The 21970-nt window shown below is 64.3% G+C and carries 17 protein-coding genes; 5 read left to right on the plus strand and 12 right to left on the minus strand.

Annotation, left to right across the window (positions count from 1 at the left end):
- Positions 1-68: 68 nt before the first annotated feature.
- The gene (locus AABA86_RS24975; protein ID WP_212253152.1) at positions 69-524 is read right to left on the minus strand and encodes an Lrp/AsnC family transcriptional regulator; all 456 of its coding nucleotides are present in this window, start codon (positions 522-524) and stop codon (positions 69-71) included.
- A 152-nt stretch (positions 525-676) separates the two neighbouring features.
- Between AABA86_RS24975 and AABA86_RS24980 the strand changes: the two genes are divergently transcribed.
- Positions 677-4123: an indolepyruvate ferredoxin oxidoreductase family protein gene (locus AABA86_RS24980; RefSeq protein WP_338308775.1), complete on the plus strand. Its 3447-nt coding sequence runs from the start codon at positions 677-679 to the stop codon at positions 4121-4123.
- Positions 4124-4300: 177 nt separating this feature from the next.
- Here AABA86_RS24980 and AABA86_RS24985 read toward each other — a convergent pair whose 3' ends face one another.
- On the minus strand, positions 4301-5212 hold the full coding sequence (locus AABA86_RS24985; RefSeq protein ID WP_212252800.1) for a LysR family transcriptional regulator: 912 nt from the start codon (positions 5210-5212) through the stop codon (positions 4301-4303).
- Between the two features lie 308 nt (positions 5213-5520).
- On the opposite strand from AABA86_RS24985, the gene AABA86_RS24990 reads away from it, so the two are divergent.
- The 3 genes from AABA86_RS24990 to AABA86_RS25000 all read left to right on the plus strand — a co-directional run bounded on the left by AABA86_RS24990 (position 5521) and on the right by AABA86_RS25000 (position 8920).
- Positions 5521-6702 (plus strand): HlyD family secretion protein, encoded by a 1182-nt coding sequence (locus AABA86_RS24990; protein WP_212252798.1) that lies wholly within the window; start codon positions 5521-5523, stop codon positions 6700-6702.
- Positions 6703-6818: 116 nt separating this feature from the next.
- The gene (locus AABA86_RS24995) at positions 6819-8429 is read left to right on the plus strand and encodes an MDR family MFS transporter (protein WP_212252796.1); all 1611 of its coding nucleotides are present in this window, start codon (positions 6819-6821) and stop codon (positions 8427-8429) included.
- Between the two features lie 29 nt (positions 8430-8458).
- A complete protein-coding gene (locus AABA86_RS25000) occupies positions 8459-8920 on the plus strand; it encodes a carboxymuconolactone decarboxylase family protein (RefSeq protein ID WP_212252795.1) in 462 nt (153 codons plus the stop codon).
- A 140-nt stretch (positions 8921-9060) separates the two neighbouring features.
- Here AABA86_RS25000 and AABA86_RS25005 read toward each other — a convergent pair whose 3' ends face one another.
- The 6 genes from AABA86_RS25005 to AABA86_RS25030 form a co-directional block, all read right to left on the minus strand.
- Complete coding sequence (locus tag AABA86_RS25005; RefSeq protein ID WP_212252793.1) at positions 9061-9921, minus strand: D-amino-acid transaminase; 861 nt, start codon at positions 9919-9921, stop codon at positions 9061-9063.
- A 190-nt stretch (positions 9922-10111) separates the two neighbouring features.
- Positions 10112-10843, minus strand: a complete 732-nt coding sequence (locus AABA86_RS25010; protein ID WP_135166113.1) for an amino acid ABC transporter ATP-binding protein — start codon at positions 10841-10843, stop codon at positions 10112-10114.
- A 12-nt stretch (positions 10844-10855) separates the two neighbouring features.
- Positions 10856-11548: an amino acid ABC transporter permease gene (locus AABA86_RS25015; protein ID WP_212252791.1), complete on the minus strand. Its 693-nt coding sequence runs from the start codon at positions 11546-11548 to the stop codon at positions 10856-10858.
- Positions 11549-11551: 3 nt separating this feature from the next.
- Positions 11552-12283: an amino acid ABC transporter permease gene (locus AABA86_RS25020; RefSeq protein ID WP_212252789.1), complete on the minus strand. Its 732-nt coding sequence runs from the start codon at positions 12281-12283 to the stop codon at positions 11552-11554.
- Between the two features lie 115 nt (positions 12284-12398).
- The gene (locus tag AABA86_RS25025; RefSeq protein WP_028140042.1) at positions 12399-13310 is read right to left on the minus strand and encodes an amino acid ABC transporter substrate-binding protein; all 912 of its coding nucleotides are present in this window, start codon (positions 13308-13310) and stop codon (positions 12399-12401) included.
- Between the two features lie 101 nt (positions 13311-13411).
- Entirely contained in the window at positions 13412-14797 is a 1386-nt protein-coding gene (locus AABA86_RS25030; RefSeq protein WP_212252787.1) for a M20 family metallopeptidase, read from the minus strand.
- 252 nt (positions 14798-15049) lie between these two features.
- On the opposite strand from AABA86_RS25030, the gene AABA86_RS25035 reads away from it, so the two are divergent.
- Complete coding sequence (locus AABA86_RS25035) at positions 15050-16429, plus strand: LLM class flavin-dependent oxidoreductase (RefSeq protein WP_338308776.1); 1380 nt, start codon at positions 15050-15052, stop codon at positions 16427-16429.
- 150 nt (positions 16430-16579) lie between these two features.
- Here the strand turns inward: AABA86_RS25035 and AABA86_RS25040 are convergent, their stop codons facing one another.
- The 4 genes from AABA86_RS25040 to AABA86_RS25055 form a co-directional block, all read right to left on the minus strand.
- Positions 16580-18241, minus strand: coding sequence for a thiamine pyrophosphate-binding protein (locus tag AABA86_RS25040; RefSeq protein WP_338308777.1), 1662 nt, complete (start codon positions 18239-18241; stop codon positions 16580-16582).
- 249 nt (positions 18242-18490) lie between these two features.
- Positions 18491-18994 carry a GFA family protein gene (locus AABA86_RS25045; RefSeq protein ID WP_338308778.1) on the minus strand — a complete coding sequence of 168 codons (504 nt, stop codon included), beginning with the start codon at positions 18992-18994 and terminating at the stop codon, positions 18491-18493.
- Between the two features lie 179 nt (positions 18995-19173).
- Positions 19174-20301 (minus strand): alkene reductase, encoded by a 1128-nt coding sequence (locus AABA86_RS25050; protein ID WP_338308779.1) that lies wholly within the window; start codon positions 20299-20301, stop codon positions 19174-19176.
- A gap of 119 nt (positions 20302-20420) precedes the next feature.
- Positions 20421-21917: an aldehyde dehydrogenase family protein gene (locus AABA86_RS25055; RefSeq protein ID WP_338308780.1), complete on the minus strand. Its 1497-nt coding sequence runs from the start codon at positions 21915-21917 to the stop codon at positions 20421-20423.
- Between the last annotated feature and the right edge of the window lie 53 nt (positions 21918-21970).

The following is a 21970-nucleotide window of genomic DNA, read 5'->3' on the forward strand; positions in this document are numbered from 1 at the left end:
ATACAAGGGTGGGCAAAGCGGAGCGTGCCCACTACGGCACCTCCTGCGTCTACGGCACTTCCCGTGTCTCAAAACGGCAGCGCCACGCTCGACTTGATCTCCTTCAGCACCACGTTGCTGCGGACATAGCGGATGCCGGGGATGCGGAACATGAACTCGTCGAGGAATCTGTTGTAGGCCGCCATGTCCTGCACCACGACGCGCAGATGATAATCGGCGTCGCCCGTGGTCGCAAAGCACTCCAGCACCTCGCGGCGTTTGGTCACCCGCGCGACAAACTCGTCGACAAACTTCGCGTCGTGCCGCTCCAGCGAGACGTGGAGGATGGCCGACATCGCAAAGCCCGCCTGCTCGCGCGCGACCAACGCCGCATAGCCCTGGATGACGCCGGCTTCCTCCAGCGCGCGCACCCGGCGCCAGCAGGCCGAAGTGGACATGCCGACCTCGTCCGCCAGTTGCTGGTTGGTGGCACGGCCATCCTTCTGGAGATGAGCGAGAATCCGCGCGTCCTGGTCTTCGATCATCGATCGCCCCAATCCGGTTTATTCTACCGCATGATAGCCTAATTCGGGATAACTTACCAGAATCTGGTTGCGGCTAGGAAAGATAGGTAAGACCTACCAACCATCAGGGCCTACCCTCCTCTCATCCGGCAGGGATGCCGCGGGAGGTCCGCATGGACGCCTTTCCGTCACTCGACCCCTATGAACTGTCCGATCGCTACGATCGCGAACACGGCCGCGTCTTCCTCACGGGAACGCAGGCCATCGTCCGCATCGCGCTCGACCAGGTCAGGCGAGACCGTGCCGCCGGGCTCAACACCGCCGGCTTCATCTCGGGCTATCGCGGCTCGCCGCTCGGCGGCATCGACCTCGAGCTCTGGCGCATCCAGGAGCGGCTGAAGCGGGACCGTGTCGAATTCCTTCCCGCCGTCAACGAGGACCTCGCCGCGACCGCGGTGCTCGGCTCGCAGCAAGTCGAGACGCAAGGAGATCGCGAGGTCGATGGCGTGTTCGGACTCTGGTACGGCAAGGGCCCGGGCGTCGACCGCTCCGGCGATGCGCTCAAGCATGGCAACGCCTACGGCTCCTCGCCGCATGGCGGCGTGCTGGTGGTCGCCGGCGACGACCATGGCTGCGTCTCCTCCTCGATGCCGCACCAGTCCGACGTTGCCTTCATGAGCTGGTTCATGCCGACGCTGCATCCCGCGAGCGTCAGCGAATATCTCGCGTTCGGCGAATATGGTTACGCGCTGAGCCGCTTCTCCGGCATGTGGGTCGGCTTCAAGGCGATCTCGGAGATCGTGGAGGCGGGCGCCTCCGTCGCGCTGCAACCGCCCCGCCTCTTCCGCACGCCCGATTTCACGCCGCCGCCGGGAGGCCTGCACTACCGCTGGCCTGATTTGCCGGGCCCGCAGATCGAAGAGCGGCTGGAGGCGAAGAAGCACGCGGTCTACGCTTTCGCGAAGGCCAATCCGATCGACCGTCACATCTACGACATTCCGGATGCCACCTACGGCATCGTCACCACCGGCAAGGCCCATCTCGACCTGATGGAGGCGCTGCGGCTGATGGGTCTTGACGAAGCCGCCTGCCGCAGCATCGGCATCGACGTTTACAAGGTCGGCATGGTCTGGCCGCTGGCGCTGCATGACGCCATGGATTTTGTGAAGGGCAAGCGCGAGATCCTCGTGGTCGAGGAGAAGCGCGGCATCATCGAAAGCCAGTTCAAGGAATATTTCTACGACTATCCCGGTGCCAAGCCCGAGCGCATGGTCGGCAAGCACGACGAGCGAGGGGCGCGGCTGATCTCCTGGATCGGCGAGCTGTCGCCACGGGCGCTCGCTGCCGTGCTTGCCCGCCGGCTTGATCCGATGTTTCCGGGCCTCAATCTCGCCGCACGCGCAGCCGCCTTGATGCCGGAAGCAGCGCGCACGATCAACGTCAGCGGCGCGACACGAACGCCGTATTTCTGCTCGGGATGTCCGCACAACATTTCGACGAAAGTACCGGAGGGATCGAAGGCGCTGGCCGGCATCGGCTGTCACTTCATGGCAAGCTGGATGGACCGCGAGACCTCGTCACTGATCCAGATGGGCGGCGAAGGCGTGAACTGGGCGGCGTCGTCGAAATTCACGGGCGGCAAGCACGTGTTCCAGAATCTCGGCGAAGGCACCTACTACCACTCCGGCTCGATGGCGATCCGGCAGGCGGTCGCTGCCAAGGCCAACATCACCTACAAGATCCTGTTCAACGATGCCGTCGCGATGACCGGCGGCCAGCCCGTCGACGGTCCCATCAGCGTGCATGCCATCGCCCACAGCGTCCGCGCCGAAGGCGTGACCCGCATCGCGCTGGTGTCGGATATTCCCGAACAATTTTCGCCTGCCGACCTTCCTGCCGGCGTCACCCTTCATCCGCGCGAAGAGATGGATGCCGTGCAGCGCGAGCTGCGCAATATCCCCGGCGTCTCGGTCCTGATCTATCAGCAGACCTGCGCCACGGAGAAGCGGCGCCGGCGCAAGCGTGGGCAGATGGTCGACCCCAAGCGTTTCGCCTATATCAACGATCTCGTCTGCGAGGGCTGCGGCGACTGCTCGGTGGAATCCAACTGCCTCAGCGTCGAGCCGAAGGAGACGCCGTTCGGCCGCAAGCGCCAGATCAATCTGTCGGCCTGCAACAAGGATTTTTCCTGCCTCAACGGTTTCTGCCCGAGTTTTGTGACCGTCGAAGGCGCGACGCGCCGGAAGAAGGGCGCGAGCCAGATCGACGCCGTTGGTCGGGCCGCCACACTTCCGTTGCCCGCGACGGCAACGCTCGACCGTCCCTACGATCTGCTCATCACCGGCGTCGGCGGCACCGGCGTGATTACTGTCGGCGCGCTGATCGGCATGGCCGCGCACCTCGAACGCCGCGGCGTCTCGGTGCTGGACTTCACCGGCTTTGCGCAGAAGTTCGGGCCCGTGCTGAGCTACATCCGCCTTGCCGCGAGTCCCGAGGCCCTGCATCAGGTCCGTATCGACCAGGGCGCAGCCGATGCGCTGATCGGCTGCGACCTCGTGGTGAGCTCCTCGCCAAAAGCCTCAGGCACCTACCACCGCGGCACGCGCGCCGCGGTCAACACCGCAGAGATGCCGACCGGTGACGTCGTCCGTTTCCGGGACGCCGATCTCGCCTCCCCCGCCCGCCTGCGCGCCATTGGCCAGGTCATCGGCGAGAGCAATCTCGGCACCATCAACGCCAACGCGCTGGCCGAACGGCTGCTCGGCGATGCCGTCTATGCTAACATCATCATGCTCGGCTTTGCCTGGCAGCGCGGGCTGGTCCCGATCTCGCTGCAGGCGCTGCTGCGCGCAATCGAGCTCAACGGCGTCGCCGTCGAGCGCAACAAGCAGGCCTTTGCCTGGGGCCGGATTGCGGCCACCGATCCCGACCTCTTGAAGGCGGACGATGCGCCCAAGGCCGAGACGCTCGACCAGATGATCGACCGTCGCGCCGATTTCCTCACTGCCTATCAGGACGACGCCTATGCGGCGCGCTACCGGGCGACCGTCGCGAGGGTCCGCCGTGCCGAAGCGGTCCTGAACAGCGAGGCCCTGACCGAGGCCGTTGCCCGGGCCCTGTTCAAGCTGATGGCCTACAAGGACGAGTATGAGGTGGCGCGGCTGCACATGCAGGGCGGATTCCTCGATGAGCTGAAACGCGAATTCGAGGATGGCTTCAGAGTCCAGTATCACCTCGCCCCGCCCTTCCTGCCGTCGCGGCACGACGCACGGGGGCGGCCGCGCAAGCGCGCCTTCGGCCAATGGATCCAGATGCCGCTCGCCATGCTCGCGCGCTTGAAGGGACTACGCGGCACGCCGTTCGATCCATTCGGTTACACCTCGGAAAGGCGCACCGAGCGCGGGCTGATCGCCTGGTATGAAGGCGTGATCGAACGGATGCTGTGCCAGCTCGACGCAGGACATCTGCCCGAACTCGTCGCCATCGCCAAAGCCCCAATGGAAATTCGCGGCTATGGCCCGGTGAAGGACGCCGCGATCGTGAAGGTGAAGGCCGACGTCGAGCGACTGCTCACCGAACTCGACACACCGTCGCCGGCGAGGATGCACGCCACCGGTTGACGCCGGCTGCTCCCAATCGGCATGGCTCTGGACAACGCGTTCAGACGATTGCCGCCGCCACGCTGATGGAATCGTAGGGTGGCCAAAGCGAAGCGTGCCCACCTCTTTTCGAATTCATGGAGATGGTGGGCACGGCGCGTTGCGCCTTTGCCCACCCTACGGCACTGCCGACGTCGCTCACGAATACGGATTGATCAGCTTCTGCTGCTCGGCGCTGTGGTGCGCGAGCAGGTCGATGAAGGTCCTGACCTTCGCTGACAAATGATGGCGATGCGGGTAGACCGCGTTCATGGACAGCTCGATCGTCCGATATTCCGGCAAGAGGCGCACGAGGCGGCCGGCTTCGAGGTCGTCCTGAATGAGAAAGCCCGCCATCAGACAGACGGCGGCCCCCTCCAGTGCGACCTTCCGCAGCGCTTCCCCACTATTGGTGACGAAGCTGCCCGAGATGCGTACGGAGGCCGGCGCACCTTTGCGATCGAGGAAGCGCCATTCGTCGCCAAACGGATAGTTCAGGTGCCGGCCACAATTATGCGCGGCGAGCTCGTCGAGCTTCTGCACCCGACCGTGCCTCTCGAGATAATCGTGCGAGCAGCACAGCACGTGACGCCAGGTGGCGAGGCTGCGGACGATCAGGCTTGAATCCGGCGGCGAGGTCATGCGCAAGGCGACGTCGTAGCCTTCCTCGATGAGATCGACGTCAGCCTCGCCCATGCGCAGATCGATCTTGAGCTCCGAATAGGTCGACAGAAGCTTTGCCACCACAGGCGCGACGAACTGCACCATATGCGTGGCGACGTGGATGCGCAGCGTGCCGCGGGGCACCGACTGCAATTCGCTTGCGATATCGTCGGCCTGTTCGATGTCGGCGAGGATCTGGACGCAGCGGTCGTAATAGGCCTTGCCGATCTCGGTGAGGTTGACCTTGCGCGTGGTTCGCTGAAGCAGCCTCACCCCGAGCCGGTCTTCCAGCGCCTGAACGTGATTGCTCACCATGGTTGTGGACATGTTGAGCTTGCGGGCGGCTGCAGAGAAGCCGCCGGTCTCTACCACCCGGCTGAAGACTTCGAGGCTGGTCAATCGGTCCATGGCTGCGTGATTGTCCGCTCTTGATCGATAATCGCAGGGGATTCTCCCCGATTATCTATCAGATCCTCCATACGGTTCCCACCCCGCCCAGAGCTTCGCGTACGGCAGGACGCAGACGCGTTAGCAGCAATCGTACGACAGGGACGGCAATCGCTCTGGCGCAGTCGCCGGGCTGGTTCGGTACACCACCCGGGTCAGACGAAGCCTCGGACTATCCGCCGCTGGTGGATAATCCTTCCAGCATTTCGCCAATTATCGCTTGAACTGAAAAGACCGATACTCCCGGCGAGCCGAAAAGGAAGACCGCCATGTCCGAGATGCCCCGCACCGATACCTTTCAGCAAGCAACTGAAATCGCTGACGATTATTCCAAGACGTCGCCGAGTGCCCCGCCCCGGAATATGGTTCGGCGCGCGGCGTTGGTGCTTGCGCTGCTCGCGGGCACGGCGGCCGCGGCCTATTACGGACACGACTACTGGACCAACGGCCGCTACCTCGAGACAACCGACGACGCCTATGTGAAGGCCGACTCCACGATCATCGCGCCAAAAATCTCTGGCTACATCGCCAAGGTGCTGGTCAGTGACAACGAAAAGGTGAAGGCCGGCCAGGCGCTGGCCAAGATCGACGATCGCGACTTCAAGGCGGCGCTGGAGCAGGCCCGCGCTGATATCGCCGCCGGCGAAGCCTCGGTGCGCAACATTGATGCCCAGCTCGAACTGCAACAGCCGATCATCGAGCAGAGCACGGCTGATGTCACTGCAGCGGATGCCAACCTGAAATTCGCGCAGGAAGAGCGCTCCCGCTACGACGACCTCATGAAGACCGGCTCCGGCACGATCCAGCGCGCGCAACAGACCGACGCGGCGCTACGCGCGAGCAGCGCGCAATTGCAGCACGCGAAATCCGGCCTTCTGGCCGCTCGGCGCAAGATCGATGTGCTCACCACCCAGCGCGCCCAGGCGGCGGCCCAGCTCGAACGGGCCCGCGCGGTCGCGCAGCAGGCGGCGCTGAACCTGTCCTATACCGAGATTACCGCGCCGGTCGACGGCACCGTCGGCGCCCGCTCGCTGCGCGTCGGCCAGTACGTGCAAGCCGGCACGCAATTGATGGCGGTGGTGCCGCTCGATGCGGTCTATGTGGTCGCCAACTTCAAGGAGACCCAGCTCACGCATGTGCGGCCGGGTCAGCCGGTCGAGCTGCACGTCGACAGTTTTCGCAATCGAACCCTGCACGGCCATGTCGACAGCCTGTCGCCGGCAAGCGGGCTCGAATTCGCGCTGCTGCCGCCCGACAACGCCACCGGCAATTTCACCAAGATCGTGCAGCGTGTCCCGGTGAAGATCGTGCTCGACGACCACAGCCTCACCGGCCTGCTGCGCCCCGGCATGTCGGCGGTGCCGACGGTCGATACCAAGCAGGCGGTGCTGGCCGAGCGCGAGACGGCGAAGCGCCTCGCCGACAACACGTCCCGCCCCAACGGCGGCTGAAGCCGGAAGGCCTCGGCGGATTATCAGATCCTGCCGAATGATCCTTCCACAGCTTCATCGATGATCGAAACCATTCGCCGAATGCATCCTGTCTCCGTACCCGAGACGAGGCTTCCATGAGCACGCTGCAACCGACCGTCGACGCCGCCACCAATCTGGCCGCCCCCGCAGTTCCCGCCACGCCGGCGGTATCCGCAAAGACCTGGGTCGCCGTGATCGGCGCCACGCTCGGCGCCTTCATGGCAGTGCTGAACATCCAGATCGTCAACGCCTCGCTCGCCGACATCCAGGGCGCGATCGGCGCCGGCATCGACGACGGCGGCTGGATCTCGACCTCCTATCTGATCGCGGAAATCGTGGTGATCCCGCTCTCCGGCTGGCTGGCGCAGGTGTTCTCGATCCGGATCTATCTTCTGACCAACGCGGTCCTGTTCCTGGTGCTCTCGGCGGCCTGCGCACTTGCGCAGGATCTGCCGCAGATGATCGTGCTGCGCGCCGTGCAGGGATTTACCGGCGGCGTGCTGATTCCGATGGCGTTCACGCTGATCATCACGCTCCTGCCGCGCGCAAAACAGCCGGTCGGCCTTGCGCTGTTCGCGCTGTCGGCGACGTTCGCACCCGCGATCGGCCCGACCATCGGCGGCTATCTCACCGAGAATTTCGGTTGGGAATACATCTTCTACGTCAACCTCATCCCCGGCGCGGTGATGGTCGGCATGCTCTGGTACGCGCTCGACGCCAAGCCGATGAAGCTGGCGCTGCTGCGCGAGGGCGACTGGGCCGGCATCATCACCATGGCGATCGGGCTATCGGCGCTCCAGACCGTGCTGGAGGAAGGCAACAAGGACGACTGGTTCGGCTCACCTTTCATCGTCAGGCTATCAGTGATCGCGGCCGTCGCGCTGACTGCCTTCCTGATCATCGAGCTCACGGTGAAGAAGCCGCTGCTCAACCTGCGCCTGCTCGTCCGCCGCAATTTCGGCTTCGGCATGCTCGCAAATTTCCTGCTCGGCATCGCGCTGTACGGCTCGGTCTTCATCCTGCCGCAATATCTGTCGCGGATTCAGGGCTACAATTCCGAGCAGATCGGCATGGTGCTGGCATGGACCGGATTGCCGCAACTCCTGCTGATTCCGCTGGTGCCGCGCCTGATGCAAAAGTTCGATGCGCGGATCATCATCGGCATCGGCTTCGTGCTGTTCGCGGCTTCCAACTTCATGAACATCTATATGACCAACGATTACGCCGCCGACCAACTGCTGTGGCCCAACGTCGTCCGCGCCATCGGCCAGGCGCTGGTCATGGCGCCGCTGTCGGCGGTCGCCACATCAGGCATCGAGCCGGAGAACGCGGGCTCGGCCTCGGGCCTGTTCAACATGATGCGCAATCTCGGCGGCGCTGTCGGAATCGCACTGCTCCAGACCGTGCTGACCAAGCGCGAGCAGTATCACTCCAACGTGCTGATGCAGTCCGTCTCGGTGCTCGAGCAGGCCACCCGCACACGGCTGGAACAGCTCACGCAATATTTCGTCAATCACGGCGTCCTCGACCGTGCGGATGCGGCGCATCGCGCCTATGTCGCGATTGGCCATACCGTGCAGAAGCAGGCCTATATCTTCGCCTTCAGCGACACGTTTTATCTGCTCGGCATGGCGCTGATCGTCGCGCTCGCCGCGGTCCTGTTCCTGAAGAAGCCCGGCCAGACCAATGCCGGCGGCGCCCACTGACATCAACCGAAGAAGCAAGGAGAACGACCATGAAGCCCCGCATGAATTTCTACCAGGCCGCCCCCGATACGATGAAGGCGCTGATGGCGCTGGAGGAGCAGATCCAGTCGACGGGGCTCGAGAAATCGCTGATCGAGCTGGTCAAGATCCGCGCATCCCAGATCAACGGCTGCGCCTTCTGCATCAACATGCACACCGAGGACGCGCGCAAGCGCGGCGAGACCGAGCAGCGCATCTACCTGCTCGATGCCTGGCGCGAATCCCCGCTCTACACCGATCGCGAACGCGCCGCGCTGGCCTGGACGGAATCGGTCACGCTGATCGCGCAGACGCACGCACCCGATGACGTCTACGAGCAGATCCGCACCCAGTTCTCCGAGGAAGAGACGGTGAACCTGACCATGCTGATCGGCGCCATCAACGCCTGGAACAGGATCGCGATCGCATTCCGCGCGGTTCATCCAGTGAAGGTGAAGGCGTCGGCGGCGTGACGGGGCGGCGCGCGCCTAGGCGCAGATCCCGTAGGGTGGGCAAAGCGAAGCGTGCCCACCGTTCTTTCGACACGCGAGAAAGACGTGGGCACGGCGCAAGTGCGCCTTTGCCCACCCTACGACAGTTGAGCGTATGCCGCTCAGACCGCCGTCGCCTTGGCGAACTCCACATAGATCTCGCGCAGGCGCGTGGCCATCGGCCCGGGCTTGCCGTCGCCGATCTTCTTGCCGTCGATCGCAACCACCGGCTGGACGAACAATGAGGCCGACGTCGCGAAAGCTTCCTTCGCGGCGAGCGCCTCGGCGACCGTGAACGAGCGCTCCTCGACGCGGAGCTGACGTTCTTCGGCGAGCGCCACCACGGCCTTGCGGGTGCAGCCCGGCAGGATCGCGTTGGAGTTCTTGCGGGTCACGATGACGTCGTCCTTGGTCAGGATGAACGCCGAGGAGGAGCCGCCCTCGGTGACGTATCCGTCTTCCAGCATCCAGGCTTCGCCGGCGCCGGCTTCGGCCGCCGCCTGCTTTGCCAAGACCTGCGCCAGCAGGGCCACGCTCTTGATGTCGCGCCGCTCCCAGCGGATATCCGGCACCGTGATGACATTGATGCCGGTCTTTGCGGAGGCGGCGTTGATGATGTCCTTTTCCGAGGTGAACATCACCAGGCTCGACTTGACGTCACCCTTGGGGAAGGCGAAGTCGCGGCCCTTGTCGGCGCCGCGCGTCACCTGGAGATAGACGAGGCCGTTCGCAACCTTGTTGCGCGCGATCAGCTCCTTCTGCAGCTCGGTGATGCGCTCGAGCGTCTCCGGCAGCCTCAAGCTGATCTCGCCGACCGAGCGCTCCAGCCGGGCCAGATGCGAGGCGTTGTCGACCAGCTTGCCGTCGAGCACGGCCGAGACCTCGTAGATGCCGTCGGCGAACAGAAAACCGCGATCGAGGACCGAGATTTTGGCGTCCGAGAGCGGGACGAATGAGCCGTTGACGTAGGCGATCGGGTCCAAGGCAGGTCTCCTGGCAGGAATGAGGATTTGGCGCGCTTATACGCCAGTTGGGGGGAGCAAGCACCCCCACGTTTCGTCATTCCGGGGCATTCGCGCAGCGAATGAGCCCGGAATCCATTCCACCCCGGGCGTTGCCGCTCGATGGATTCCGGGCCTGCGCCTTCGGCGCATCCCGGAATGACAGCGGTGGTTAGTGCGACAAAATCTTCGACAAGAACTTCTGCGCGCGGTCGCTGCGCGGCTTGCCGAAGAAGTCTTCCTTCGCCGCGTCCTCGACGATCTCGCCGCGGTCCATGAAGATGACGCGGTTGGCGACCTTGCGCGCAAAGCCCATCTCGTGGGTCACGACCATCATGGTCATGCCCTCATGAGCGAGGTCGACCATGACGTCAAGCACCTCGCTGACCATTTCCGGGTCGAGCGCCGAGGTCGGCTCGTCGAACAGCATGACGATCGGATCCATGGCGAGCGCACGGGCGATCGCAACGCGCTGCTGCTGGCCGCCGGACAGGTTCGCGGGAAACTTTTGCGCCTGTTCCTTGAGGCCGACGCGCTCCAGCAGCTGCATGCCTTTCGCCATCGCCTTGTCGCGCGACCGGTTCAGCACCTTCTCCTGCGCGAGGCAGAGATTGTCGATGATCTTCAGGTGAGGAAACAGCTCGAAGTGCTGGAACACCATGCCGACGCGCGAGCGCAGCTTGGGCAGATTGGTCTTGGGGTCGTTGACCTTGGTGCCGTCGACGCTGATGTCGCCGCTCTGGAACGGCTCCAGCGCATTGACGCATTTGATCAGGGTCGACTTGCCCGAGCCGGAGGGGCCGCAGACCACCACGACCTCGCCCTTGGTGACGCTGGTGGTGCAATCGGTCAGCACCTGGAAGCTCGGCGTGTACCATTTGTTGACGTGGCTGATTTCGATCATGAGCGAGGAGCCCTAGCGAATGATGGCGATGCGCGCCTGGAGGCGGCGAACGCCGAAGGACGCGATACAGGAGATGGTGAAGTAGACGACGGCTGCGAACAGGTACATTTCGACGAGGCGCCCGTCGCGCTGCGCGACCTTGCTCGCCGCTCCCAGGAAGTCCGTGATCGACAGGACGTAGACCAGCGAGGTGTCCTGGAACAGCACGATGGTCTGCGTGATCAGGACCGGCAGCATGTTGCGGAAGGCTTGCGGCAACACGACGTAGCGCATGGTCTGGGCGTAGGTCAGCCCCAGCGCGCTCGCCGCGGCCGGCTGGCCGCGCGAGATGGACTGGATGCCGGCGCGCATGATCTCGGAGAAGTACGCCGCCTCGAACATGATGAAGGTGATGAGCGAGGATGCGAACGCGCCGACGCTGATGGGGCGCGAGGCGCCGGTCAGCCATTGCCCGATATAGGGCACCAGGAAGTAGAACCAGAAGATGACAAGCACCAGCGGCAGCGAGCGCATGAAGTCGACATAGAGACCGGCGATACGTCCGAGGGTCTTGTAGCCGGACAGGCGCATCAGGGCGAGCGCCGTGCCGAAGACGAGGCCACCGAGGGCTGCAAGGCCCGTCAGCGTCAGTGTGAACGACATGCCCTCGTAGAACAGATAAGGCAGCGCGCGGCGGATGACGTCGAAATCGAGATTGCCGAACATCGCTTATTTCCCCGTGATGTAGCCGGGGATCGCGACCCAGCGTTCGAGGAAGCGCATCGCGGTCACGACGACGGCGTTGACGAGAAGATAGAGGATGGTCGCGGCGGTGAAGGCCTCGAACACCTGGAACGAGAATTCCTGCATCGAGCGCGCCTGTCCGGTCAGCTCGAGCAGGCCGATGGTGATCGCCACCGCCGTGTTCTTGATGGTGTTGAGGAATTCGGACGTCAGCGGCGGCAGGATGATGCGGAACGCCATCGGCAGCAGCACGTAGCGATAGCCCTGCGCAGTGGTCAGGCCGAGCGCGGTTGCGGCCATCTTCTGCCCGCGCGGCAATGAGCCGATGCCGGCCTGCAGCTGCACGGCCACGCGCGCCGACATGAAGAAGCCGACGCCGATCGCCGCCGTCCAGAACGGTGCGTTCGGCAGCTGTTTCAGCCAGGTGCCGGCGGCTTTTGGCAGCAATTCCGGCAGCACGAAGAACCACAGGAACAGCTGCACCAGCAGCGGCATGTTGCGGAAGAATTCGACGTAAGCGAAGCCGAACCAGTAGGCGCCCTTCGACGGCAGCGTGCGCATGACGCCGACGAGCGAGCCGGTGATCAGCGCGATGACCCAGGCCAACGCCGCGGTCTTCAGGGTCAGCACCAGGCCCGACAGCAGCATGTCGAGATAGGTGCCCGTCCCCATCGGGTTCGGCTGGAAGAAGATTCCCCAGTTCCAGTTATAGTTCACGTGTCCCCCGCGCGAACGCGCCAGTCAGAGATATCCTGGCCGCCTATGCAAATGTCCGGCCACCCCTGTGTCAAGAGTGGCCGGACATGATCCCGATCGAAAGATCGAGGTTATCTTACTTATAGTCGTCCGGGTTCGGCGAGTCCGAAGGCTTCGCAAACTCGTTCTTCAGCTCGGCCGAGATCGGCGTGTTGAGGTTGAGGCCCTTCGGCGGGATCTTGGCCGTGAACCACTTGTCGTAGATCTTCTGGGCCTCGCCGGACGTATAGAGCGCAGCGGTCGCCGCATCGACCACCTTCTTGAAGGCAGCGTCGTCCTTGCGCAGCATGATGCCGTAGGGCTCGGGCTTGGAGAACGCGTCCTTGGAGACGGCATAGTCATCCGGCGACTTCGAGCCGGCGACGAGGCTCGCGAGCAGGATGTCGTCCATGACGAAGGCGACCGCGCGGTCGGTCTCGACCATCAGGAAGGCTTCGGCGTGGTCCTTGGCGGGGATGATGTTGGCGCCGAGGCTTTTGGCGACGTTGGCCTCGGTGAGCTGCTTGATGTTGGTGGTTCCCGCGGTCGAGACCACGGTCTTGCCCTTGAGGTCGTCGATCGACTTCAGGCCGCTCGACTTCTTGAAGACGTAGCGGCTGGCGGTCAGGAAGTGGGTGTTGGTGAAGGCAACCTGCTTCTGGCGCTCGGCATTGTTGGTGGTCGAGCCGCATTCGAGATCGATGGTGCCGTTGGCCATCAGCGGGATGCGGGTCGCCGACGTCACCGGGTTGAGCTTGACCTCGAGCTTGTCGAGCTTGAGCTCCTTCTTCACGGCATCGACGATCTTGTAGCAGATGTCCATCGCGAACCCGACCGGCTTCTGATTGTCGTCGAGATAGGAGAACGGGATTGAGGAGTCGCGGAAGCCCAGCGTGATGGCGCCGGTGTCCTTGATGTTCTTCAGCGTGCCTGTCAGCTCCTGGGCCCCGGCCTGGCTGACGGCGAAGGTCGCGGCGAGCGCGAGCCCGATGCTACGGAAATGTTTCACTTTTTTGGTCCCCTTTCAGGATGATGCGGCCCGGATGCAAGCACAGATTGGGCCGGATTAGAATGTGACTTTCGGCTGGATTGCGGCTCAGGTTAATGGGCTCAGGTCAGCGGCTTGGGTAATTCCCCGAGATCCCAGAACAGCCCGGCCATCACCGTCAAGGCCTCTTCAGTCAATGGCAGCAGGATGTGCTCATTGGGCGCATGCTGGGAGCAGCCGGGATAAGAGTGTGGGACCCAGATCGTTGGCAGACCCAGGATCTCGGAGAATACGTCGTTGGGCAGCGAGCCGCCGAAATTCGGCAGCACCGCCGGCGGCTTGCCGGTGGTCTCCTTCACCGAATCCGCCGCCCATTTGATCCAGGGGCTGTCGAAATCGGTTCGCGACGCGGCAAAGCTCTGCGCCGCCCGCACCTCGACCATCGGAAAGCCCTTCTGGACAAGGTGCGCGCGGATCGCCTCGATCAGGCCGCCGACCTCCGTGCCAACCACGAAACGCAGTTGCAGCACGGCGTTGGCATGGCCCGGAATAGCGTTGGCCGGCTTCTCGATATTGCCCGATGACATCGCCAACACTTCCAGCGTGTTCCAGGCGTAAAGCCGCTCGGCGGCCGACAGCCCCTCCTCGCCCCAGTTCTCGGCAAGCGGCGGCTCGTCCTCGGTCGGGACCACCTGTACGTCGGCGAGATAGCTGCGGATCTGGTTGGTGAGGCGCGGCGGCTTCAGCGCATCGAGCTGGAGGCGGCCGCGGCCGTCGACCAGCGTCGAGATCGCATTCACCAGGATGGTCGCGGGGTTGGCGAGCACGCCGCCCCAATTGCCGGAATGGTGGCCGCCATCGCGCAGGTTCACATCCAGATGAATGCGGATGCCGCCGCGGCAACCCAGGAACAGCGTCGGACGGTCGGCGGACAAACGGGGCCCGTCGGAGGCCATGAACAAATCGGCCTTGAGCGCGTCGCGATTGAGGTCGCAGACCTTGCCCAGATCGGGCGAGCCGATCTCCTCACCCATCTCGACGATGAACTTGGCGTTGAAGCCGAGCTTGCCGCCACGGGCGTCGCGCACCGCGCGGAGTGCCGCCATGTTGATGCTGTGCTGGCCCTTGTTGTCGGCGGTGCCGCGGCCATAGAGCCGCGTGCCCGCAACCGTGGTGCGCCAGGGATCGCGGCCCTCGCGCCACTCGCCCTCCATGCCGTCGACGACGTCGCCATGGCCGTAGATCAGCACGGTCGGCGCTGAGGCGCTTTCGTGATGCTCGGCGAACAGGAACGGCGACTTGCCACTGGGGGACTCGACGATGCGGCTGGTAAAATCCAGCGCGGCAAACGCCGGCTGCATCTCCTGTTCCAGATAAGCGCGCAGCTCGGTGCCGCGCGACGGATTCTGGCTTTCGGTCTTGAAGGCGACGCGGCGGTCGAGTTCAGCAAGGAACGCACCGGATGTGAAATCCTCACGGGCGCGGGCGATGGCGTCGGCTCTGGTCATGACTTGCTTTTCGAAACTTTGAGACGAAGGACTCTACCCGACACGGGTTGGCCTTCGAAAGTGGCGGGGACTTGGACAGGTCTTGGTCTTCTCTTGGGATTTCGTTCTTGCTCTCTTGAGATTGGCTTGCCAAGGGCGGCAGCCCACTGATTTTGGCCTTGCCAAGCGCAGGTTATATGCAAGAACTTCGCCAAGTTCGGGCGCACATCTACCATTCGAAGAGCGCTCGGTATAGAGCGCCGGGGAACGATCATGGCCAAGCAGATCAGGCTCAACGCCTTTGCGATGAATTGTGTCGCACATCAGTCACCGGGCCTGTGGACCCATCCGCGCGACCGCACCGCCGAGTATAACCGCCTGCCCTACTGGATCGATCTCGCCAAAACGCTGGAGCGCGGCCGTTTCGACGGACTGTTCCTCGCCGACGTGCTCGGGGTCTACGACGTCTACGGCAACAGCCCCGACGCGGCCTTGCGCAACGCAGCACAGACGCCGTCGAACGAGCCGCTGCTGCTGCTCTCGGCGATGGCCGCGGTGACGCAAAATCTCGGCTTTGGCGTCACCAGTAATCTCTCGTTCGAGCCGCCCTATCCGTTCGCACGGCGGATGTCTACGCTCGATCACCTCACCGAAGGGCGGATCGGCTGGAACGTCGTCACCGGCTATCTCGACAGCGCCGCGCGTGGCGCCGGCAAGGACAAGCAGACCGGGCACGACGACCGCTACGACATCGCCGACGAATATATGGAAGTCGTCTACAAGCTCTGGGAGGGAAGCTGGGAGGACGACGCCGTGCTGCGCGACCGGGCGCGAGGCATCTTCACCGATCCCAGCAAGGTTCACCGCATCAATCACGAGAGCGCGAACTACCGCATCAACAACACCATTCATCTCAGCGAGCCTTCGCCGCAGCGCACGCCCGTGCTGTACCAGGCCGGCACCTCGCCGCGCGGCCGGCAGTTCGCGGCCAAGCACGCCGAATGCGTGTTCATGTCGGGACCGTCGGCCAAGATCATTGCGCCGCGCGTGTCGGCGATCCGCCAGGAGGCCGCCGCACTCGGCCGCAACCCGGCGGAGATCCTGATGTTCAACATGATGACGATCATCCTCGGCAACACGGAAGCAGAAGCCGCGGCGAAATATGCCGACTACCGGTCGCATATCAATCCGGAAGGCGCGCTGGCCCTGATGTCGGGATGGACCGGCATCGACTTCTCCGGCTACGAGCTCGACCAGCAGGTCCGTCACGTCCAGAACGATGCCGGCCGCAGCGCGCTCGACAACGTCACCCGGGGCGATCCGGACCGCGTCTGGACCGTGCGCGACGTCATCGAGCATGTCGGCATCGGCGGCGCCGGCCCTGTCGTGGTCGGCACGCCGGAGATGGTCGCGGACAAGATCGAGGACTGGTTCGAGAAGACCGACGTCGACGGCCTCAACGTCGCCTTTGCGGTCTCGCCCGGCGACTTCGAGGATATCGCCGACATGTTGGTGCCGGAGTTGACGCGGCGGGGACGTTACAAGTCGGAATACGCAAAGGGCACGCTGCGCGAAAAACTGTTCGGCGACGGCCGCGCAAGGCTGGATGCGCCGCATCCGGCGGCGGGGTATCGGGTGGGGAAGAAGGGGTAGCACCACACACGCCGTGTCGTTCCGGCGAACGCCGGGACCCATAACCCCAGGGAGTAGTTTTGGCGAAGATTGGTCGTTCGGGATTGGGAGCAGCCGCGATCGATAGATCTCGCGGTATGGGTCCCGGCGTTCGCCGGGGCGACAGCGGGGCTACACCTTCCCGTCCACCATCACCTCGATCAACTTCGTCCCCGGCCGATTGAACGCCGACGCCAGCGTCGCCTTCAGCTCCCTGGGATCGCTGATCTTGATGGCTTCGCACCCCAACGCCTTGGCGACGCCGGCGAAATCCACGGGCGGATCGACAAAATCCATGCCCACGTAATTGTCATCGCCATGGAAGGCGAGCAGGCGCTGTTTGATGATGCGGTAGCCGCCATTGTTGGCGATGACGACGTTGAGCGGCAGCTTGTGATGCGCCGCGGTCCATAGCGACTGGATCGAATACATCGCACTGCCGTCGCCCGAGAAGCACACGACGGGGCGATCCGGATTGGCGATGCTGGCGCCGACCGAGGCCGGCAGGCCCCAGCCGATGCCGCCTGAGGCAAGGCCGTGATAGCCGTAGCGATCGCGATGCGGTCGCAGCGCCGTCACTTGACGGCTGGAGGTGAGGCCCTCGTCAACGAGAATGGCGTTATCCGGCATGGCCTCGACCATCTGCAGCACCAGAAAATCCGGATCGATCGGCGCACGTCCCGCGCTCTTGCCGATCTGCTCGACCAGCGCGGCACGCCGCGCGGTCCAGTTCTTCGGCACCAGCTCGGCGAGACGTTGCTTCGCCCGGCTCGCAAGTGCCGCACCACCCATCTCCCTCAGGACGGGAATCAGCGCACGCAGCGTTTCCTTCAGATCCGCCTTCAGCGCGATCTCGGCGCCGTAATTCTTGGCGATCTCCCAATCGACAAGGCCGATCTGCACGATGCCGAGTCCGTCAGGCAGCGCATCGACCTCGCTATAAACGGACATCCGCAAGGGATCGCCGCCGAGTGCGATCAAGAGATCGTACGGCGCGAGCGTATCGCGCGCGACCTTCTGCACGCGTGCCAGCGTGCCGACAAAGCTCGGGCTCTCCGAGAGGAAGTGCGAGCCATAGGGCGTCGAGGATTGAAAGGCCGCCGCACCGAGCAGCTCGGCAAGTTCGGCAGCCTCCTTCAGCGCATCGCTTTTGACCACCTCGTCCATGGTGACGATGACGGGGCGCTCGGCCTTCAGCAGCCGAGCTGCAAACGCCTTCAGCGCTTCGTCCGACGGCTTGACGCGCGCATCGATGCGGGTGGAGCGGCCGAGATCGATCCCCGCTTCGCTGTTCAGGATGTCGCCGGGCAGCGAGATGAACACCGGACCGGTCGGCGGCGTCGTCGCAATCTTGGCGGCGCGGCGCACGATGCGCGGCAAATCCTCCAGCCGCGTCACCTCCACTGCCCATTTCACCAGCGGTTCGGCCATCCGCACCAGCGGGCCATACAGCACCGGCTCCATCAGGCCGTGCCCCTGCTCCTGCTGGCCGGCGGTGAGGATCATCGGCGTGCCCGTGAACTGGGCGTTGTAGAGCGAGCCCATCGCGTTGCCGAGGCCGGGCGCAACATGAACGTTGCAGGCGACGAGTTTTCCGGAGGCGCGGCTATAGCCGTCGGCGATCGCCACCACCAGGCTCTCCTGCATCGCCATCACATAGGTGAGGTCGGGATGGTCCTTCAGCGCATGCATGATCGGCAGCTCGGTGGTGCCGGGATTGCCGAACAGATGCGTGATGCCCTCGTCCTTGAGCAGCGCGAGAAAGGCGGAGCGGCCGGTGATCTTGTTCTTCATGTTTCCTCCAGGAGCGGACGTTGCCGCAAGGACGGCGGCATGATGACCGAAGTCGCGGGAGGCGCGCAAGGAAGCGTGCTCATGGCTGCGTTGCGTGGAAGCCCCGCTCTCGTGTCCCGGACGCGACGCAGCGCGAAGCGTTGCGGCGCAGAGCCGGGACCCAGAATTGGCGCGGAATTCGCGGACGCATGGGCCCCGGCTCGGCGGCGCTGCACTCCGTGCCGCACCGCGTCCGGGGCACGAGCGGAGCTACATCTCCTCCCGCCCCAGCTCGAACGGGTCCTCGCCGCCCGCCCGCTTCTTCTTTTTCGAGCGCTGCCAGACCACGCCCGGAAAACCCTTCAGCGGCACCAGCGGCTCGCCGGCATAGGCCCATTCCTGCAGCTCCTCGATCGCGATGTGATAGAGCGGCTGGCGGCCGGTGCGCTCCTTGAAGAGCGCACGCGGGATGTTGACCATGTGCGGACCGCGCGGACGTTCATAGGCAATCGGCGTGCCGCAATGCGAGCAGAAGCTGCGCGAGGTCCTGGTGGCCTTGTCCTCGTAGCGGGTGAGCGCCGTCTTGCCTGAAATGATGCGAAACCGTTTCTTCCAGCTGCCGACATAGGTCGCGTAGGCTGCGCCATGGGCGCGGCGGCTGGCGGCGGAGTGATCGTGCCAGGCCCAGCGCGCGGGGACATCGATCTCGAAGGTGACCTTGCCGCAGAGGCATTGGCCGGTGGCGATACCGGCGGCGGCTGCGGCTTTGGCCATGGTTTCTCTCCGTGGTCATTGCGGAACGACAATACACGCTCGTCATTCCGGGGCGATGCGAAGCATCGAGCCCGGAATCCATCCGACCTCAATGTACCAGGCCTGATGGATTCTCAGATGCGCAATTGCGCATCATAGCTCGCGACTTCGTCGCGCCCCGGAATGACGGAAGAAAGTGCCTAGGCCGGCGTCAGTTCGTCATACACGGGATAGTCCGTATACCCCTTCTCCTCGCCGCCATAGAAGGTGGCGCGATTGTACGGCGTGATCGGGTAGTCGTGCTGCAGGCGGCGCGGCAGATCGGGGTTCGAGATGAAGATGCGGCCGAAGGCGATGATGTCGGCATGGCCGTCGGCGATCGCCGCATTCGCGGTCTCGCCGGTGAAGCCGCCGGCGGTCATCAGCACGCCGCTGTAGAGCGGGCGGAACAGCAGCATCGCGGACGGCACGTTCTGCCAGTTGACCTCGGCGCGACCCGAGCCGCTCGATCGCGGCTCGATGAAGTGCAGATAGGCGAGGCCGAGCTTGTCGAGCGCCTTCACCACGTGGGTGTAGAGCGGCATCGGATCTGGCTCGCCGGAATCGTTGGCGATGCCATGCGGCGACAGCCGCACGGCGACGCGGTTGGCACCCCAGACGTCGATCGCGGCCTGCGTGACCTCGAGCAGCAGCCGGGCGCGGTTCTCGATCGAGCCGCCATATTGATCGGTGCGCTGGTTGCTGCGCGATTGCAGGAATTGCTCGAGCAGATAGCCGTTGGCACCGTGAATCTCGACGCCGTTGAAGCCGGCCGCGAGCGCGTTCTTCGCGCCCTGCCGGAACGCCTCGACGATGCCCTTGACCTCATCGGTCTCCAGCGCGCGCGGCGTCTCATAGTCCGAGATCTTGCCGTCGGCCGTCATCGCCTTCATGCCTTCCGCCTTGATCGGGATCGCCGAGGCCGAAACCGGCAGCTCGCCGCCGTGGAAGGAGGAATGCGAGACGCGGCCGACATGCCAGAGCTGGAGGAAGATGATGCCGCCCTTGGCGTGCACGGCATCGACCACCTTGCGCCAGCCGGCGATCTGCGCCTCCGAATAGATGCCGGGCGTCGCCGGATTGCCGCGGCCGTGCGAGAGCACCGGCGAGGCCTCGGCGATGAGCAGGCCGCCCGGCGTCGCACGCTGGCCGTAATATTCGGCGTTGAGCGGGCGCGGTGAAAAGCTCTCGCGCTCGGCCCGCATGCGTGTCAGCGGTGCCATCGCGACGCGATGCGCAAGCTTGTACGGACCGACCTGCAACGGTCTAAACAACGCCTCGAATTTCATGCTGACCCCGAGTTTCTTTGGAAGGATGCGGATCATATAGCGAGGGGCGGCACCCGGAAAAGGCGCCGCCCCCACAAAAGCAGATATTCCCTCCCGCGGAAGGCAGGAGAGAACAAGTGCTAGGCCGTCTTGATCCAGACGGACTTCACGTTGAGATATTCCTCGACATGCTGCTTGCCGGACTCGCGGCCATAGCCGCTCATCTTGTAGCCGCCGAAGGGCACAGCCGGATCCATGGCCTGGTAGCAGTTCACCCAGACCGAGCCGGCGCGCAGGCTCTTCGCAACCGCATGCGCCTTGCTGACGTCGCGCGTCCACAGGCCCGAGCCGAGGCCGAAGGTGGTGTTGTTGGCACGCTTGACCAGCTCGTCCATGTCCTTGAACGCGATCGCGGAGATGACGGGGCCAAAGATCTCCTCCTGCGCGATGCGCATGTTGTCCTGGACGCCCGCGAACACGGTCGGCGAGACGAAGAAACCCTTCGACAGCGCGCCCTCGGTGACGCGGCCGCCGCCGGCGAGCGCGCGCGCGCCTTCCTTCTGGCCGATGTCGAGATAGCCGGTGACGCGCTCGAGCTGCTGCTCCGACACCAGCGGGCCGATCTGCACATTGGGATCGAGGCCGTTGCCGACCTGCAGCTTCTTGCCGAACTCGGCGACGCGGCCGACGAACTCCTCGTAGATCGACTGCTCGACGAACAGGCGCGTGCCAGCGCTGCAGATCTGCCCCGAATTGGCGAACACCGCCATCGCCGCGCCGGGCACGGCGGCATCGAGATCGGCATCCGCAAACACGATGTCCGGCGACTTGCCGCCGAGCTCGAGCGAAACACGCTTCAAATTGCCGGCCGAAGCGCGAATGATCGACTGGCCCGTGACGTGCGAACCGGTGAAGGCGACCTTGTCGACGTCATGATGCGAAGCGAGCGCCGCGCCCGCGGTCTCGCCATAGCCGGGCACGACGTTGATGACGCCGGGCGGGATGCCCGCTTCCATCGCCAGCTCGGCGATGCGCAGCGAGGTCAGCGGCGCCTCTTCGGCGGGCTTGAGCACCACGGTGCAGCCGGTCGCGATCGCCGGGCCGATCTTCCAGATCGTCGCGGTGAGCGGGCCGTTCCAGGGAATGATGGCGCCGACGACGCCGATCGGCTCCTTCAGCGTGTAGGAGAAGATCTCGCCGGGCAGCGAGTTCTCAATGGTCTCGCCATGGATCGCCGTGGTCTGGCCGGCGTAATAACGCAGCATGCCGACGGCACGCAGGCGGTAGGCGCGGGTGCGGCTGAGAGGCGCACCCATGTCGAGGGTATCAAGCTGCGACAATTCGTCGAAATTCTTCTCGACGAGATCGGCGAGCTTGAGCAGCAGATTCTGCCGCTCGAACGGTTTCACTTTGCTCCAGGATCCTTCGAAGGCGCGGCGGGCCGCAGCAACCGCACGATCGATGTCTTCCTTGTCGCCCTCGGCGACGGTTGCGAGCAATTCGCCGGTGGCAGGGTTATGAGTCTCGAAGCGCTTGCCTGAGGCTGCATCGACCCACTTCCCGTCGATCAGCATCTGCTTGTAGGACCCATTCGCGAACGGATGGCGCGTGATCGGAATAGCCTGCGACACAGCCATGGCTGCACTCCCTGTCAGGTGATTGATTGGTTCGATCTGGGCGGGATCGTTAG

Source organism: Bradyrhizobium sp. TM233 (assembly GCF_036247965.1).
GTDB lineage: Bacteria > Pseudomonadota > Alphaproteobacteria > Rhizobiales > Xanthobacteraceae > Bradyrhizobium > Bradyrhizobium ottawaense.